Annotated in this window: 13 protein-coding genes; 7 read left to right on the top strand and 6 right to left on the bottom strand. The window is 63.5% G+C overall.

The genetic code is table 11. The features are described from left to right. Window positions 1-45 precede the first annotated feature (45 nt). Together IHQ72_RS10425 and IHQ72_RS10420 are read left to right on the top strand one after the other, a co-directional pair. Complete coding sequence (locus IHQ72_RS10425) at window positions 46-1,230, top strand: pyridoxal phosphate-dependent aminotransferase (protein ID WP_258122368.1); 1,185 nt, start codon at window positions 46-48, stop codon at window positions 1,228-1,230. Window positions 1,231-1,391: 161 nt separating this feature from the next. After that, window positions 1,392-1,772: a YciI family protein gene (locus IHQ72_RS10420; protein ID WP_258122367.1), complete on the top strand. Its 381-nt coding sequence runs from the start codon at window positions 1,392-1,394 to the stop codon at window positions 1,770-1,772. Window positions 1,773-1,883: 111 nt separating this feature from the next. Here IHQ72_RS10420 and IHQ72_RS10415 read toward each other — a convergent pair whose 3' ends face one another. From IHQ72_RS10415 to trhO, 3 genes are all read right to left on the bottom strand, one after another. Continuing rightward, window positions 1,884-2,639, bottom strand: a complete 756-nt coding sequence (locus IHQ72_RS10415; protein ID WP_258122366.1) for an SDR family oxidoreductase — start codon at window positions 2,637-2,639, stop codon at window positions 1,884-1,886. Window positions 2,640-2,918: 279 nt separating this feature from the next. Continuing rightward, the gene (locus tag IHQ72_RS10410; RefSeq protein WP_258122365.1) at window positions 2,919-3,716 is read right to left on the bottom strand and encodes a tellurite resistance TerB family protein; all 798 of its coding nucleotides are present in this window, start codon (window positions 3,714-3,716) and stop codon (window positions 2,919-2,921) included. Between the two features lie 250 nt (window positions 3,717-3,966). After that, complete coding sequence (gene trhO, locus IHQ72_RS10405; protein ID WP_258122364.1) at window positions 3,967-4,890, bottom strand: oxygen-dependent tRNA uridine(34) hydroxylase TrhO; 924 nt, start codon at window positions 4,888-4,890, stop codon at window positions 3,967-3,969. A 190-nt stretch (window positions 4,891-5,080) separates the two neighbouring features. Between trhO and IHQ72_RS10400 the strand changes: the two genes are divergently transcribed. Further along, window positions 5,081-5,719: a 2-dehydro-3-deoxy-phosphogluconate aldolase gene (locus IHQ72_RS10400; protein ID WP_258122363.1), complete on the top strand. Its 639-nt coding sequence runs from the start codon at window positions 5,081-5,083 to the stop codon at window positions 5,717-5,719. A gap of 106 nt (window positions 5,720-5,825) precedes the next feature. Here IHQ72_RS10400 and mepK read toward each other — a convergent pair whose 3' ends face one another. Together mepK and IHQ72_RS10390 are read right to left on the bottom strand one after the other, a co-directional pair. Beyond that, window positions 5,826-7,715: a peptidoglycan L,D-endopeptidase MepK gene (gene mepK, locus IHQ72_RS10395; protein ID WP_258122362.1), complete on the bottom strand. Its 1,890-nt coding sequence runs from the start codon at window positions 7,713-7,715 to the stop codon at window positions 5,826-5,828. Window positions 7,716-8,096: 381 nt separating this feature from the next. Then, window positions 8,097-9,632 (bottom strand): sigma-54-dependent transcriptional regulator, encoded by a 1,536-nt coding sequence (locus IHQ72_RS10390; protein ID WP_258122360.1) that lies wholly within the window; start codon window positions 9,630-9,632, stop codon window positions 8,097-8,099. A gap of 195 nt (window positions 9,633-9,827) precedes the next feature. On the opposite strand from IHQ72_RS10390, the gene IHQ72_RS10385 reads away from it, so the two are divergent. Beyond that, window positions 9,828-11,666, top strand: a complete 1,839-nt coding sequence (locus IHQ72_RS10385; RefSeq protein ID WP_258122359.1) for a M3 family oligoendopeptidase — start codon at window positions 9,828-9,830, stop codon at window positions 11,664-11,666. Between the two features lie 390 nt (window positions 11,667-12,056). Here the strand turns inward: IHQ72_RS10385 and IHQ72_RS37490 are convergent, their stop codons facing one another. Then, window positions 12,057-12,386, bottom strand: coding sequence for a hypothetical protein (locus tag IHQ72_RS37490; RefSeq protein WP_502572799.1), 330 nt, complete (start codon window positions 12,384-12,386; stop codon window positions 12,057-12,059). Between IHQ72_RS37490 and IHQ72_RS37485 the strand changes: the two genes are divergently transcribed. The 3 genes from IHQ72_RS37485 to IHQ72_RS10370 all read left to right on the top strand — a co-directional run bounded on the left by IHQ72_RS37485 (window position 12,319) and on the right by IHQ72_RS10370 (window position 14,732). Continuing rightward, a complete protein-coding gene (locus tag IHQ72_RS37485) occupies window positions 12,319-12,813 on the top strand; it encodes a helix-hairpin-helix domain-containing protein (RefSeq protein ID WP_502572798.1) in 495 nt (164 codons plus the stop codon). The two genes, IHQ72_RS37490 and IHQ72_RS37485, sit on opposite strands and share 68 nt — an antisense overlap. Window positions 12,814-12,975: 162 nt before the next feature. Beyond that, window positions 12,976-14,121: an aminodeoxychorismate synthase component I gene (locus IHQ72_RS10375; protein WP_258122357.1), complete on the top strand. Its 1,146-nt coding sequence runs from the start codon at window positions 12,976-12,978 to the stop codon at window positions 14,119-14,121. After that, window positions 14,070-14,732, top strand: coding sequence for an aminotransferase class IV family protein (locus tag IHQ72_RS10370; protein ID WP_258122356.1), 663 nt, complete (start codon window positions 14,070-14,072; stop codon window positions 14,730-14,732). The genes IHQ72_RS10375 and IHQ72_RS10370 overlap by 52 nt, the downstream gene beginning before the upstream one ends. The last annotated feature ends 101 nt before the right edge of the window (window positions 14,733-14,833 follow it).

The following is a 14,833-nucleotide window of genomic DNA, read 5'->3' as shown; positions in this document are numbered from 1 at the left end:
TCACAAAAACGCTCGCTCGGTGAAAGAACCACACGGACAGGAAAAATGCTCCACACGATTTCGGCCTTCGATCGTCTCGGCGAGGAAAACGCCTTCGCGGTGCTGGCTCGTGCCACCGCGCTCGCCCATCAGGGCCGCGATATCGTCAATCTCGGCATCGGCCAGCCCGACTTCAAGACGCCGCAGCACATCGTCGAGGCGGCGATCAAGGCGCTGCGCGACGGCCACCACGGCTATACGCCGGCCAACGGCCTGCTGGCGACACGCGAAGCGGTGGTGCGCCGCACGCTGACCACCACCGGCGTCGAGGTTTCGCCGGAGGCGGTGATGATCCTGCCCGGCGGCAAGCCGACCATGTTTGCCGCGATCCTGATGTTCGGTGAACCGGGCGCCGAGATCCTCTATCCCGATCCCGGCTTTCCCATCTATCGCTCGATGATCGAGTTCACAGGTGCTGCTCCGGTACCGGTTCCGATGCGCGAGGAGAACGGCTTTGCCTTCTCGGCGCAGGAGACGCTGGCGCTGATCACGCCGAAGACCAGGCTGCTGATCTTAAACTCGCCGGCCAACCCGACCGGCGGGGTCACCCCCCGCGCCGAGATCGAGAAGCTGGTCAAAGGGCTGGAAGCGCACCCTGATGTCGCCATCCTCTCCGACGAGATCTACGACGTGATGACCTACGACGGCGAGACCCATTGCTCGCTGCTGAATTTCCCTGAGATCCGCGACAGGCTGATCGTGCTCAACGGCTGGTCGAAGACCTGGGCGATGACCGGCTGGCGCATGGGCTGGTCGATCTGGCCGAACGACGACAAGGGCGCCCACCTCTACGACAAGGTGCGCAAGCTGGCGGTCAATTGCTGGTCCTGCGTCAACGCGCCGAGCCAGTATGCCGGTATCGCGGCCATCGACGGTCCGCAGGACGACGTCGACAAGATGATGCGCGCCTTCGACCGCCGCAGGAAAGTCGTGGTCGAAGGGCTGAACGCCTTGCCCGGCGTTTCCTGCATCACACCGAAGGGCGCGTTCTATGCCTTCCCCAATGTCTCAAAAACCGGCTGGAAGGCCAAGAAGCTGGCGTCTGCCCTGCTTGAGGATGCCGGCGTGGCGCTGATCGGCGGACCCGATTTCGGCATTCTCGGCGAAGGCTATATCAGGTTGTCCTACGCCAATTCCGAGGAGAACATCCTGCGCGCGCTGGAGCGGATCGAGGCGTTTCTGGGCAAGTGAGAACAAGCGCATGACCCCGAAATCGGAATCGATTTTCGCGGAGGCGCAAATCAAGGTGCTACGGCGTCCTTTGCGCGCCCGATAGGACGCGCGACGCTGTAGCAACAAGGAGATCGCTGTCGTCGGCGATAGAATTCACGACCGAAGAAAGGTGACGTCAGATGTTTTATGCCATCCTCGCCTATCACGTTGAGGAAGTGATCACGGCGCTGACTCCGGACGAGGATGCGGCGCTGATGACCGACCTGCTCCAGATAAACGAACGGCTATACCGGGAAGGCACCCTTGGCCCGGCGGCGCGGCTCGGGGCGACACAAGACGCCTGCACTTTGCGCGGGCCGGGCACTGGAATGGTCATTGACGGGCCCTTCGCCGAGACCAAGGAGCAATTGTTGGGACTTTACGTCGTCGATTGTGCCACGCGTGATGCCGCGATCGCGATTGCGCGCGACCTCCGCCGCGTCAATCCGACCGCCGTCTACGAAATCCGCCCCATTTCGCTGTATCTTCCCGGCGTGCCGCTTTCGGTTAGGCAGTCCTAGCCAAAATTTGAACGCCGCCCGGCCGGGTCCCCGCTGCTACGCTGCGTCCCGGCGTTCGCTGGCCTTCATCGTGCCACGGGCACGATGAATTCGCTTACGCGAACCGGCCGCTCACCCTCGCCCGACATACGGCATCTTCGTCGCCATCACGGTCATGAACAGCACATTGGCGTCGAGCGGCAGGCTGGCCATGTGGACGACGGCATTGGCGACCTGCTGTACATCCATCACCGCTTCGGCGGCGATGGAGCCATTGGCTTGCGGTACCCCGACCGTCATCGCCTGCGCCATGTCGGTCAAGGCGTTGCCGATGTCGATCTGGCCGCAGGCGATGTCATAGGGCCGGCCGTCCAGCGCCAGCGTCTTGGTCAGCCCGGTAATAGCGTGCTTGGTCGCGGTATAAGGCACCGAGCCCGGACGCGGCGCGTAGGCAGACACCGAGCCGTTGTTGATGATGCGGCCACCTATCGGCTGTTGCCTGCGCATGGCGCCGAAGGCGGCGCGGGCGCACAGGAACGAGCCGGTGAGATTGACCCCGACAACTTCGTTCCACACCTCGACGGGGATCTCGTCTATCAATGTCGACTTGTAGCTTGTGCCGGCATTGTTGAAGAGCAGGTCGACACGGCCGAAGGCCGCCGCCACCGTCTCGAACATCTCGTCGACCTGATCGGCCTTGCTGATGTCGCAGGCGACCGCCAGCGCCTTGGCTTGTGTAGATCCGGCATCAGCGATCGCCTTGTTCAGCACCGGCTTGCGGCGTCCGCAGAACACCGTGTTCCAGCCGGCCCTGAGCAGCGCCGTAGCGACGGCTTTGCCGATTCCCGTGCCGGCGCCGGTTACGATGGCTGTTTTGTAGTCTGTCATAACTGTCCTCCTACAGCGCCGCGTGTCCGCAAAGGACGCCATAGCACCTTGATATCGAGCAGTTTGATTTTGTGCATGATCGCTTCCAAAAATCGATTCCGATTTCGGCTCATGCGCTAACTAGCCTCGAAAAAGGGCGGCCATTGGCGGCCGCCCTGATCTGAACCGGCTTGGGAGGAGGAAAGCCGATCCGACTACCTAAAATCATGCGCTTCCTAGGTAAACGAGACATTAACGCGAGAGCGGCGCCCGGATTCCCGCTCTCCGCGGCCCGGAAGCCTACCAGCGCGAACCGGCGGTTGCCTTGCCCGACGCCGGCACCCCTGACTCCGGCACCCCTGACTCCGGCACCCCTGACTCCGGCACCTCTGGCGCCGGTACCTTTGCCGCCGACACCGTCGCCTCGACATGGTCGACCAGTGCGTCCGGCAGCCCGAGGCGGCCGGCGAGCAGATCGAGATAGCCGCGTTCGGCACGCGTATCCGGATCGATGGTGAGGCGCGAGGCGGTGTAGAGTTCGAGCTTCTGCGCGTCGGTTTGGGCGCCGGCGACCAGCGTATCCAGGTCGAGCGGCGTTTCCAGCTCAGACATCAGGAATTTCTCCGCGTCGGAGCCGATGCCCGCGAGGCTGAGCTTGCCGGCGATCTTTTGCCGTTCGTCGTCGTCGATATGGCCGTCGGCCTTCGCCGCCGAAATCATCGCCCGCACCAGTGTCAGCGTGAATTCGTCCTCGCCTTGCGGCGCTTCCGAGGGATGGAAGCTGGTGTCCGCGGGCGGCGGCAGCAATTCCGGCGAGCCGGCTGCGGCCGTCTCCGCAGGCGCCTTGCCGTTCTTGTAGTTCTGGTAGGCCTTGTAGGCGAGGCCGCCGATCACGGCCAGGCCGCCGAGCTTCACCGCGGTGCCGGTGACCTGACGGCCAGCGCCGGTTCCGAGCAGCACCGCGGCCAGCGCGCCGGCCGCCAGCGGATTGTCCTTGGCCATCTGCACCGCCTGACCCCCTTTGTCGCGGACGGTCGACCCCGTTCCGGGAATTTGCGAGCCGAGCAGATCGTCGAGGAGCTTCTTGGGATCGAACATCAATGCCTCCAGAATTGGCCCGGCCGAACGTGGACGGGCAGGTTTTCGGACGTTGAAGAGGTAGGCCCCGCATATTGACATTACAATGACGGATGAGCGCTTTGCCAATGATGGCGAAAACAAGATGATGTCAGGATCTGCAGTGTCGGCCCGAAAATCGGAATCGATTTTCGGAAAGCACGATGCGTAGATTCAAAGTGTTAGAGCGTACTTTGTGCGTCCAAGTGCGTCCAAGCGGACGCACGTCGCTCTAACGTCCGACGTGCGGAGCCCTGCCTTGCGCTTCTGCAAGCTCGACCTGGCGCTGACGCTCGGCATAGCGCGCGCGATCCTCGTCGGAACGGGCATCGAAGCAATGCGGGCATGAGATGCCGGCGGCGTATTTCGGCGATAACAGGTCCTGCCCGATCAGCGGATGCCGGCAGGCGCGGCACAGTTCCGCCTCACCCTCGACCAGCCCGTGCGACACCGAGACGCGCTCGTCGAAGACGAAGCACTCGCCCTGCCAGAGGCTCTGTTCGGCGGGCACCTCTTGCAGATATTTCAGGATACCGCCCTTGAGATGGAACACATCCTCGAAGCCGAGCGACTTCACATAGGCCGTTGCCTTCTCGCAGCGTATGCCGCCGGTGCAGAACATGGCCACCTTCCGGCCGACGAGCTCGGCTTGGTGCTGCTCGACCCAGGCCGGGAATTCGCGAAAGCTCGCCGTAGCGGGATCGACCGCGCCCTTGAAGGTGCCGATCGATACCTCGTAGGCATTGCGCGTGTCGATGACGATCGTGTCCGCATCCGAGATCAACGCGTTCCAGTCGGCCGGTGCGACATAGGTGCCGGCGCTTGCCGTCGGATCGATATCCCTAACGCCCATGGTGACGATCTCGCGCTTCAGCCGCACCTTCATGCGGTGGAACGGCATCTGCGTGGCGCTGCTGTACTTGACCTCGAGACCAGCGAGACCTTCGATGGATTCGAGATGATCGATGAGCGCGGCGATGTCGGCTTCACTGCCGGCGACCGTGCCGTTGATGCCCTCATGCGCCAGAAGCAGGGTGCCCTTGATACCGCGTCCGCAGCAGAAGGCGGCGAGCGGCGCGCGCAATGCCTCGAAGTCGTCGAGACGGGCAAACCTGTAGAGCGCGGCAACGCGGAAAGGTGGATTGGGCAGTGTCATCGCCGAAGCCACTAAACGCTCATGAAAGCCGATTCAAGGCTGACGCGTGGAACCGCCTCTTCTTGTTGCTTTGACGGCCGGGCTGCCGGAATTGCCGGCAGTGCGTGACATCGCGACACGCTTCGTTTCGTGGACAGAAAAACGGCCTTCTGCTAACCGGTTGAACGGATCAATACCGGAGAGACGACAAATGCCCAGCATGACCGAAAAGCTCCCGTCGCTCCTCAACGGCCAACCGGTTATCCCGGTGCTGAAGATCGCCAATCTCGCCGATGCCGTGCCGCTGGCGCGTGCCCTGGCACGCGGCGGCCTGCCGGCGATCGAGATCACGCTGCGGACAGCTGACGCGCTGGAGGCGATCCGGCTTGTGGCAAGCGAAGTCGAGGACGCCATCGTCGGGGCCGGCACCATTCTGGACGCCCGCCAGTTCGGCGAGGCGGCAGCAGCCGGCTCCAAGTTCATCGTAAGCCCCGGCATCACCCGCGAGCTTCTGGCGGCGGCGAAGGACAGCGACGTTCCGTTGCTGCCCGGCGCCATCACGCCGGGTGAGATCATGGCCGCCCGCGAGGCGGGCTTGCGTTTCCTGAAATTCTTCCCGGCGGAACAGTCGGGCGGCATCGCATCGCTCAAGGCATTCGCCTCGCCGCTCGCCGATGTGCAATTCTGCCCGACCGGCGGCATCACCGGCAAGAACGCCGCCGACTATCTGAGCTTGCCCAACGTCATCTGCGTCGGCGGCTCCTGGGTGGCGCCGGACGATTTGGTCAAGGCCGGCAGGTGGGACGAAATCGAGGCGTTGGCGCGCGCGGCGAGCAAGCTCGGGCGGTAGAGAAACTCTTATCCCCAAGTGGACTGGCAGCATCGCGGCGTTTTTGTTTGCGAACAGCAAAAAGCCGCGCGGGTTACCCGGCGGCTTTGTATTGCTGGTCGATCCGCTACTTGGTCTGGAAGCGGGCTACCGACATGAACTTGACGGCATTGCCGGTGAACCGGTTGGCGTCGGCCAGCTGATCGTTCGGCTGGAAGCCCGCGGTGTAGACCTCGGTCGGCGGCGTGTGCACGATATTGTAGGCATAGCGCGGCGCCGTCGTTGCGCTGGAGACGGTGGCGACATTCTCGCCGCTGTTCAATGCCCAGCGCGCGGCCTTCGGCTCGGCGGCGACCACCACGGACTTGGGACCAGGCTTCAGGTCACGGGCGGTTGCCCTGGCTGCCTTGCGGGTAGTCTTCACACCCGCACCGATCGCCGCGGCCGGATCCGAGCCGGCCGGACGGGCAAACACAGCCTCGCGCGGCGATGCGGCATTGACGTTCGCCGGATTGCTGAGAACCGAGCTCGGCTGGGAGAGCGATGCGACCTGGTATTCGTCGGTTGCGCTGACCCGCTCGAGGACGGCCTTGACCGCGTCGGATTGGACGTGGTCCGTCTGGGCCAAGTCGGGCCGCTCCAAGTCGGGCTGGGCTAAGTCGGGCTGGGCCAGGTCGGGCCGAGCCGACGGCAGCACCGAGAACGCATCGGTAGCGGTCTTGCCGTGTCCGGCCGTATCCGCGAGCGCCAAAAGCACATCCTTGTCCTGCGGCGCAAGGTCGGCCGCTGCAAGGTCGGCCGGCAGCGAGTGATCGGGACGCCAGGTCGGCAACGGAATGTTGCTGGCTGCAACCTGCGCCGCATCGGCGACAGCAGACGGCTCGGCCATGCCGAAGGGAGCGCTTGCCGGCGCTTGCGCGGTCGCCACAGCCTGTTCCGTGGTGGCGGTGGCATCCGCCACGCCGAACGGAACGTTTTCAGGCGGCTGAGCGCCGACATCGGACTTCGGACGCGGGGCGAAACCAGGCAGCGGGACGCTGCGCGCCGGCAGCGCCGCGATGATCGTTTCCGGCGTGTCCTCCTCCGGTTCCGGAGCGGGCGCATCGGCGATTTGCGGAATCTCGGCGCGCTTCGCATCCTGAGGCGACACGATGGCAATGCCCGGAAGCTTGCTGTTCTTGGCAGCCGGCGCCGGCTTCGCGTTCGCCAGCTTCACGCTCTTCGACTTCGGTGTTGGCGCGGCTGCCACATCGGCGCTGTCATCGGCCTCGTCTTCACCGCCGCCGAAGAAAGCCGCCAGCAGACCACCGGATCTTTTGGAACCGCCACCTGCGCTGGCCAGTTCGATGGCGGGAGCGCCGGCGCCCTTGCGCGCCTTGTAGGAGGCGAGCGCCTGTGAATAGCCGGGCAGCGGCTTGCCGTCGCTCGGCACATGCAGCGTCTTGCCATTGGGGAACACGCGCGCCAGTTCCTGGCGGCTGATGCCCGGCCAGTGGCGCACATTGCCGACATCCATGTGGACAAAGGGCGAGCCTGACCTCGGATAATAGCCGACGCCGCCGCCCTGCATCCGCAGACCGACGTCGCGCAGTTTCTTCAGCGGCACGCCGGGAATGTAGAAGTCCATTGCCTTGCCGAGCATGTGCTGGCTTTTCTTGGCGACGCCCCTGCTGCGGCTGCGCAGCATCGAGTTCGTCGACGACGAGCGATAACCACACACGACCTGGATATAGTCGGTGGCGCCGCTCTGCCGGTAAGCCTCCCAGACCAGGTCCAGCAGGCGCGGATCCATCTTGGTCGGCTCGTTGCGGCGCCAGTCGCGCAGGATGACGTTGATCTTTTTCAGACCCGCCTGGTCGTAGCGGCCGCCGCGCTTGAAGACGATCTCCGCCTTCTCTTTGGTGTGGAGGTTATAGAGTTTCAGCGAACGCGTCTGGGCGCTGGCGCCGGTCGCAGCCGCTGTAAGGAAGCCAAAGGCGAGGATCACCGCTGCCAGCCATCTCGGCCAGACGCTCATGTGATAATGCCGCCCGTTTGTGTGTCGTTCGACTTTGTTCAAATCAAAAGGCCTTGCAGGCTGCCGTTTGTCCCCGGATTTGACCAACGGATGCGGTGGTGTTCGCATCCGAATATCGATCCTAATGGTTAATCATCGCTTATTGAAGCCGAAATGCGGTAACAGCGTGGCGATATCCCGTCAAAAATATTGCGCAGGGTTTCTTGGTAAACTGCTGGTTTAGATCATGTTTCGGCCTTTGCCATGAACACGATCTGTTACCGGCCGCCTTAATGCGTGAACACCGCCGCAAGCGACGCGTCGCCCGACGCACGTCACGCCCGATCGATGACTGTCGATTGTCCTGATGCCAGGCTGACAAGCTGGTCCGGACTTGCTTTGTCAGGAAGCAAGCCGGTCGATACGGCCTGTTTCCGGATCGATGCCGTATTCCTTGAGCTTCCTGTAGAGCGTGGAGCGGCCGATGCCGAGGCGGCGGGCAACCTCGCTCATCTGGCCGTTGTAATGGTCGATGGCGAGCTTGATCATTTCGAGTTCGACATCGGCCAGCGCCCGCACATTGCCGCGTTCGTCGAGTGCCCGCAGCGTGCCGAAGCGGGGCTGCGGCCAAGCCGGCGGATCGCGCTCCGTCGCAGCGATGCCGTCATTGGCCGGGGCGTCCTCGCCAGGCGGCTCGATGACCAAAGGCGAGGCGGGCAACGCGCCATCCGCATCGAGGTTGACGGTGCCCTCGACCTGCGCCCGTATCTGCGGAAACTCCTCTTCGGTCAGCACATCGCCTTCACAAAGCACTGAGGCCCGGAAGACGGCGTTTTCCAGCTGCCGGATGTTTCCCGGCCAGTCGTAGGCCTGCAGCATGGCGAGCGCCGCAGCCGAAATGCCGTGCAGGCGGTGACGTGGATCGGTGGGCGCAACCTTCTCCAGGAAGTGCTCGACCAAATACGGGATGTCGTCGCGACGATTGCGCAGCGGCGGCACGAAGATCGGATAGACATTCAGGCGATAGAACAGATCCTCGCGGAACTTGCCGTCCTTGACCTGCTGCAGAAGATTGCGGTGTGTCGCCGAGATCAGCCTGATGTCGACCCTGACGGTCGAACGCCCGCCGACCGGATCGACCTCACCGTCCTGAACGGCGCGCAGCAGCTTGACCTGCACGTCGAGCGGCAGGTCGCCGATCTCGTCGAGGAAGAGCGTGCCCGAATGCGCCTCGACGAACTTGCCGGTGTGTTTTTCGGTGGCGCCGGTGAACGAGCCCTTCTCGTGGCCGAACAGGATCGATTCGACCAGATTGTCGGGGATGGCGCCGCAATTGACGGTAACGAAGGGTTTTGAGCGGCGGTCGCCGCTGCCCTGGATGGCGCGCGCCACCAGCTCCTTGCCGACACCGGATTCGCCCTCGATAAGGATCGGGATGTTGGACGCGGCCGCCTTCTGGCCGAGACGGATCACCCGGTCCATCGCCGGGCTGTGCGTGATCATGTCCTTGAAGGTCAGATGGCCGCCGCGCCGCCGCGACGTGCGCTTCACTTCACCCTCGACCGCTTCGACCTTGAGCGCATTGCCGATCGATGCCTGCAGCCTGTCGGGAGAGGCCGGCTTCACGACGAAATCGAAAGCACCGTGACGCATGGCCGAAACGACCGTCTCGATGCCGCCCTGGGCGGTTTGTACGATGACCGGAACTTGGATGCCGCGCTCGCGCATCGCCTTCAGCACGCCGATGCCGTCGAGGCCCGGCATGACGAGGTCGAGGATGACCACCGACACGTCGCGCGCATTGGGCCCGTCGAGGGCGTCGAGACCGGCCTCGCCGCCATCCGTGATGATCGCGCTGTGGCCGAATTTCGTCACCGCCGCCTCGAGCAGCCTGCGCTGCACGGGATCGTCATCGACTATGAGTATGGAACCTGTCATGACTGGTTCAACGATGCTCGCCCAATATGCCCACCCAAGGGCAATCCACCCCATGGATCATCTTGGCACAGGGTTCTAAATAAGGTTTCAAAAAACCCGGTGAACGAATTCCTTAGGATTTGACCGGCTTTCTAATCCCCCTCTTGAATCTTCGAGTCTGGCCGCTTGGGTCCTGCAATCTGGAAAGTATCGGCAATGCGCATGGTTTTTGGTCGGCAGCTTGCGGCGGCGGCGTCCGGTCAGGGCGCGGCGGAGCTTGGCAATCTGCCGGAATGGGATCTCGCCGATCTCTATTCTGGCATGGACGCCCCCGAGCTGAAGCGCGACATCGCCAGGGCGGCGGCCGATGCCATCAGCTTCGAGAGCCGCTGGAAAGGCACGCTCGCCGCCGAGGCGGAGCGTGCCGACAGCGGCAGGCTGGGCGAGGCGCTTGCCGCCTATGAGGGGCTGGAGGAACTGATCGGCAGGATCGTCTCCTATGCCGGACTGATCTATGCCGGCAACACCGCGGATCCGCAGCGCGCCAAGCTCTATGGTGACATTCAGGAGAAGATGACCGACGCCAGCGCGCATCTTCTGTTTTTCGCGCTCGAACTGAACCTCATCGACGATGCCGCGATCGAAACCGCGCTTGCTGCCGATCCCGCCTTCGCTCACTACCGGCCGTGGGTGCACGATCTGCGCATGGACAAACCCTACCAGCTTGAGGATCGGGTCGAGCAGCTTTTCCACGAGAAGTCGATTACCGGACGCGGCGCCTGGAACCGCCTGTTCGACGAGACGATGACCGATCTGCGCTTCGACATCGATGGCGAGGAGCTTACCCTGGAGCCGGCGCTGAACCGCCTCCAGCACGCCGATGGCGAGGTGCGCCGCCGGGCCTCTGAAGCGCTGGCCGCAACCTTCCGCAAGAATCTGCGCACGTTCACGCTGGTCACCAACACACTGGCCAAGGACAAGGAGATTTCCGACCGCTGGCGCGGCTTCGAGGACATCGCCGATTCGCGCCATCTCGCCAACCGCGTCGAGCGCAGCGTGGTGGATGCGCTGGCCTCAGCCGTTCGCGACGCCTATCCGCGCCTGTCGCACCGCTACTACGCGATGAAGGCGCGCTGGCTCAGCATGGAAGTGATGAACCACTGGGATCGCAACGCGCCGTTGCCAGAGACCCCGCAAGCGATCATCGGCTGGGACGAGGCCAAGAACACGGTGCTTTCCGCCTATCAGCGCTTTTCACCTGACATGGCGGAGATCGCCCGGGTTTTCTTCGACCGCAACTGGATCGACGCGCCGGTCAGGCCGGGCAAGTCGCCGGGCGCCTTCGCGCATCCGACCGTGCCGTCGGCGCATCCCTATGTTCTGCTCAACTACATGGGCAAGCCGCGCGACGTGATGACGCTGGCGCATGAGCTTGGCCATGGCGTGCATCAGGTGCTGGCCGCAGGCCAGGGCGCGCTGATGGCTTCGACGCCGCTGACGCTGGCCGAGACGGCATCCGTCTTCGGCGAGATGCTGACCTTCCGCTCGCTGCTGGACCAGACCACGGACAAGCGCGAGCGCAAGGCCATGCTCGCCCAGAAGGTCGAGGACATGATCAACACGGTCGTGCGCCAGATCGCTTTCTACGAGTTCGAGCGCAAGGTGCATGCCGAGCGCAAGAACGGCGAACTGACATCCGACAGGCTCGGCCAGTTCTGGCTGGAAGTGCAGGCGGAAAGCCTCGGGCCGGCGATCAAGCTGCGCGATGGTTACGAGGTCTTCTGGACCTATATTCCACACTTCATCCATTCGCCCTTCTACGTCTACGCCTATGCTTTCGGCGACTGCCTGGTGAATTCGCTCTATGCGGTCTATCAAAATGCAGAGCATGGCTTTCAGGAGAAATATTTTGCCATGCTGCGCGCCGGCGGCACCAAGCATCATTCCGAACTCCTGGCACCCTTCGGTCTTGACGCCACTGATCCTGCCTTCTGGCAGATCGGACTTGGCGTGATCGGCGGGCTGATCGACGAGCTCGAAGCTTTGGACAATTGACGCACAGCGCTGAACATCCGGGGCTGACAGAACAGTTTAGCCGCAATGCATATTGAGGCCGTTCTATTCTTGCCCTAAATATCTGTTCTTAAATAACTCTCCGTGGAATTTTTCCGTTAGCTTTCGGGAAGCTGTATGATAGCGTCCCGCCTCAAGCTCAGTCGGGCGCGGGGCTCAGGCCAGGAAAAAATCTTCGGCCGGTCACGGCGCTTCGGCGAGTGCGACAGCGGCCGTTGGCCATGGCAGGAAAAGCCGGTCGCCGACAGCTCGATCTAAGCCGGCTGTTCCGCGAACAGCGGAGCCACCATTGAATGGTCCTTGTGCCAAGGTCACCACTCCAGGCCGTGGCAGATGGATCGGACTGGAGAGAGAGACAATGGGCACTTTTTTCTACATGCTCCTGGCGTTCCTGGTAGGTGTGTTGGTTGGCTGGTTCATCTGGAGACGCCTGCGTGGCGAGCGCGACAGCCTGCGCGGTGACATGGACCGCACGCGCAGCGAGCGCGACAGGCTGCGCGCCGACGCCGACCGCCTGACCGGTGAGCTGGAAGTATGCCGCGGCGCCCGCGCCGACCTGGAGCACCAGTTGGCCGAGGCACAAGGCGCCAAGACCGGCGCGACAAAGGCAGCAATCCCGGCACCGTCGGCGTTGATGTCGACATCCGCGCCGGCCAAGCCCACGCCGGCCAAGTCCGCGCCAGCAAAGACCGCGCCGGCCAAGTCGACACCGGCCAAGACCGCGTCCAAGAAACCGGCGGCCGCCAAGGCGGCAGCTGCGCCAAAGGCCAGTGCGTCGAAAGCGGCCGCGTCGGAAACGAGCACCACAGCCAGGAAGGCTGCGCCGGCGGCAAAGGAGGCCACCGCCGGCAAGGCAACAGCGGCAGCAGCTGATAAGACCGACAGTCTGCGTCGCTTGATCGGCATCGGCCCGGTCAACGAGCGGAAGCTGCACGGCCTGGGGGTTAGAACCTACGCTCAGATCGCCGCCTGGACGGCGGCGGATATCAAGCGGATCGAAGACGTTCTCCAGTTCGACGGCCGCATCGAGCGTGAGCGCTGGATCGAGCAGGCGAAACTGCTTGCCGCCGGCGACGAGAAGGAATTCGCGCGCCGCTTCCCGACCGCGGGGACCGCGAGCAACACCTGAATTGCCTGCCGGCATCGAGCACTGGCGGCGCCTCGAGGTGCCGCCAGTTTGCTTTGCACCAAGGCTGCCTTTGCGTCTTAAGACGCCGCGCTCTCGATTGCGCGCGATCGAGCCTCCATATAGAGCGATAGCTGGCGTCATCGACCGCAGCATCCGAGTCCCATGTCCCTGCCCTCTGCAATTTTCCGGAATGACGAGCGCGCCCATCAGCTCGTTTTCGACCGCCCGGCCGGCATCATCGTGGCGCACGAGGCGGAGGATTTCCTGCCGGCGCTGGAAATTGCGCAGGCCGCGCATGACGCCGGCAAATGGCTGGCCGGCTATTTCTCCTACGAGGCCGGCTACCTGCTCGAACCGAAGCTCGTTCCGCTGCTGCCGGGCGGACGCCGCGCCCCGCTTGTCTGCCTGGGGATCTTCGACGCGCCTGTCAAACAGGCGGTCGTGCCCAGCAACGCGCCGGCGACCAACGGTCCGATCTTCGACGCGAGGGCTGCCTGGTCTTCAGAAGACTACGCAAAACGCTTTGCGCGGCTCCACAATCACATTCGCAAGGGCGATTGCTATCAGGGCAATCTGACCTTTCCGGTTCATGCGCAGTGGTCGGGCGATCCGCTGGCCGCCTTCGACGCGCTGACCGAGCGCCAGCCGGTAAAATACGGCGCGCTGATCGCGCTCGGCGATCCGGTCGTTTTGTCGCGTTCGCCGGAACTGTTCTTCGAGGTCGATGCCGAAGGCATGATCGAGACTCATCCGATGAAGGGCACCGCCCCGCGCGGGGCGACCAAGGCAGAGGACAAGCGGCTGAAGGCGTTCTTGCTCAATGACGAAAAGAACCAGGCTGAGAACCGGATGATCGTCGATCTCCTGCGCAACGACATCTCGCTGATCAGCGAGGTCGGCACGCTGGAGGTGCCGGAGCTTTTCCGCATCGAGAGCTACCCGACCGTCCACCAAATGGTGAGCCGCGTGCGGGCCAAGCTCTTGCCCGACCTCACCATCCGCCAGATCTTCGCTGCGCTGTTTCCATGCGGATCGATCACCGGCGCCCCAAAAATCCGCGCCATGGAAATCCTGCACGATCTGGAAGCCACACCGCGCGATGTCTATTGCGGCGCCATCGGCTGGATCGCGCCCGGCGGCAGGATGCGCTTTTCGGTTGCGATCCGCACCATATCGCTCTTTTCCAGTGGCGAAGCCGTCTACAATATCGGTGGTGGCGTCGTCTTCGATTCGACGGCCGAGGAGGAGTATCAAGAGTGCCTGCTGAAAGCGCGCTACGCGACGGGAACACCGCCGATTTCGAGTTGATCGAAACCATGCGCTGGCAGCCGGGGCAGGGCTTCCTCCGTTTCGACCGCCATTTGGCACGCCTTTATGGCTCGGCAGCCGAACTGGGTTTTGCCTGCGATCCGCAGAAGGTCGGCGAGATGCTCAGGAACGCCGTCGACCGGCCGGACATAGCCTTGCGCACACGCCTCGTCCTGTCGCGCAGCGGCAAGGTGACGGTCTCGGCGCTGCCTTATGAGCCGCATGCAGCCGACAAAGTGTGGAGGCTGCAACTGGCGCGGGTGCGGCTCGATTCAAGCGACACGCTGCTGCGCCACAAGACGAGTCGCCGGGACACCTATCAGCGGGCGCGAGCCGAATATCTGATCAGCCGGGCCGACGAGGTGCTGCTGGCCAACGAGCGTGGCGAAATCTGTGAGGGCACGATCACCAATCTCTTTGCCGATTTCGGCGACGGCGCGCTGGCAACGCCGCGGCTCGATTGCGGCCTGCTGCCGGGCGTATTGCGCGGCGAATTGCTGGACGAAGGTCGCGCCCGCGAGGCGATCTACAGCTTGGATGATCTGAAGTCGGCCAAATCGCTGTTCGTTGGCAATTCACTGCGCGGATTGATCCCGGCGCGGCTGGGCTGAAATGCAACCAAAAGATACCGACGACACGCCCATGGTTGTGTCTCAAGCATGTTTCCCTTGCGAGTTGGAAAAGATGCGTCCGGCCCGAGAAAGAATGGGCC

The organism is Mesorhizobium onobrychidis (assembly GCF_024707545.1).
GTDB classification, from domain to species: Bacteria; Pseudomonadota; Alphaproteobacteria; order Rhizobiales; family Rhizobiaceae; genus Mesorhizobium; species Mesorhizobium onobrychidis.
The sequence above is the reverse complement of the archived record's forward strand: the minus strand, read 5'-3'. Positions and strand labels throughout refer to the sequence as shown.

Coding starts and splice junctions, on each gene's coding strand:
- IHQ72_RS10425 (WP_258122368.1), top strand. CDS start 46: ATGCTCCACACGATTTCGGCCTTCGATCGTCTCGGCGAGGAAAACGCC.
- IHQ72_RS10420 (WP_258122367.1), top strand. CDS start 1,392: ATGTTTTATGCCATCCTCGCCTATCACGTTGAGGAAGTGATCACGGCG.
- IHQ72_RS10415 (WP_258122366.1), bottom strand. CDS start 2,639: ATGACAGACTACAAAACAGCCATCGTAACCGGCGCCGGCACGGGAATC.
- IHQ72_RS10410 (WP_258122365.1), bottom strand. CDS start 3,716: ATGTTCGATCCCAAGAAGCTCCTCGACGATCTGCTCGGCTCGCAAATT.
- trhO (WP_258122364.1), bottom strand. CDS start 4,890: ATGACACTGCCCAATCCACCTTTCCGCGTTGCCGCGCTCTACAGGTTT.
- IHQ72_RS10400 (WP_258122363.1), top strand. CDS start 5,081: ATGCCCAGCATGACCGAAAAGCTCCCGTCGCTCCTCAACGGCCAACCG.
- mepK (WP_258122362.1), bottom strand. CDS start 7,715: ATGAGCGTCTGGCCGAGATGGCTGGCAGCGGTGATCCTCGCCTTTGGC.
- IHQ72_RS10390 (WP_258122360.1), bottom strand. CDS start 9,632: ATGACAGGTTCCATACTCATAGTCGATGACGATCCCGTGCAGCGCAGG.
- IHQ72_RS10385 (WP_258122359.1), top strand. CDS start 9,828: ATGCGCATGGTTTTTGGTCGGCAGCTTGCGGCGGCGGCGTCCGGTCAG.
- IHQ72_RS37485 (WP_502572798.1), top strand. CDS start 12,319: ATGTCGACATCCGCGCCGGCCAAGCCCACGCCGGCCAAGTCCGCGCCA.
- IHQ72_RS10375 (WP_258122357.1), top strand. CDS start 12,976: ATGTCCCTGCCCTCTGCAATTTTCCGGAATGACGAGCGCGCCCATCAG.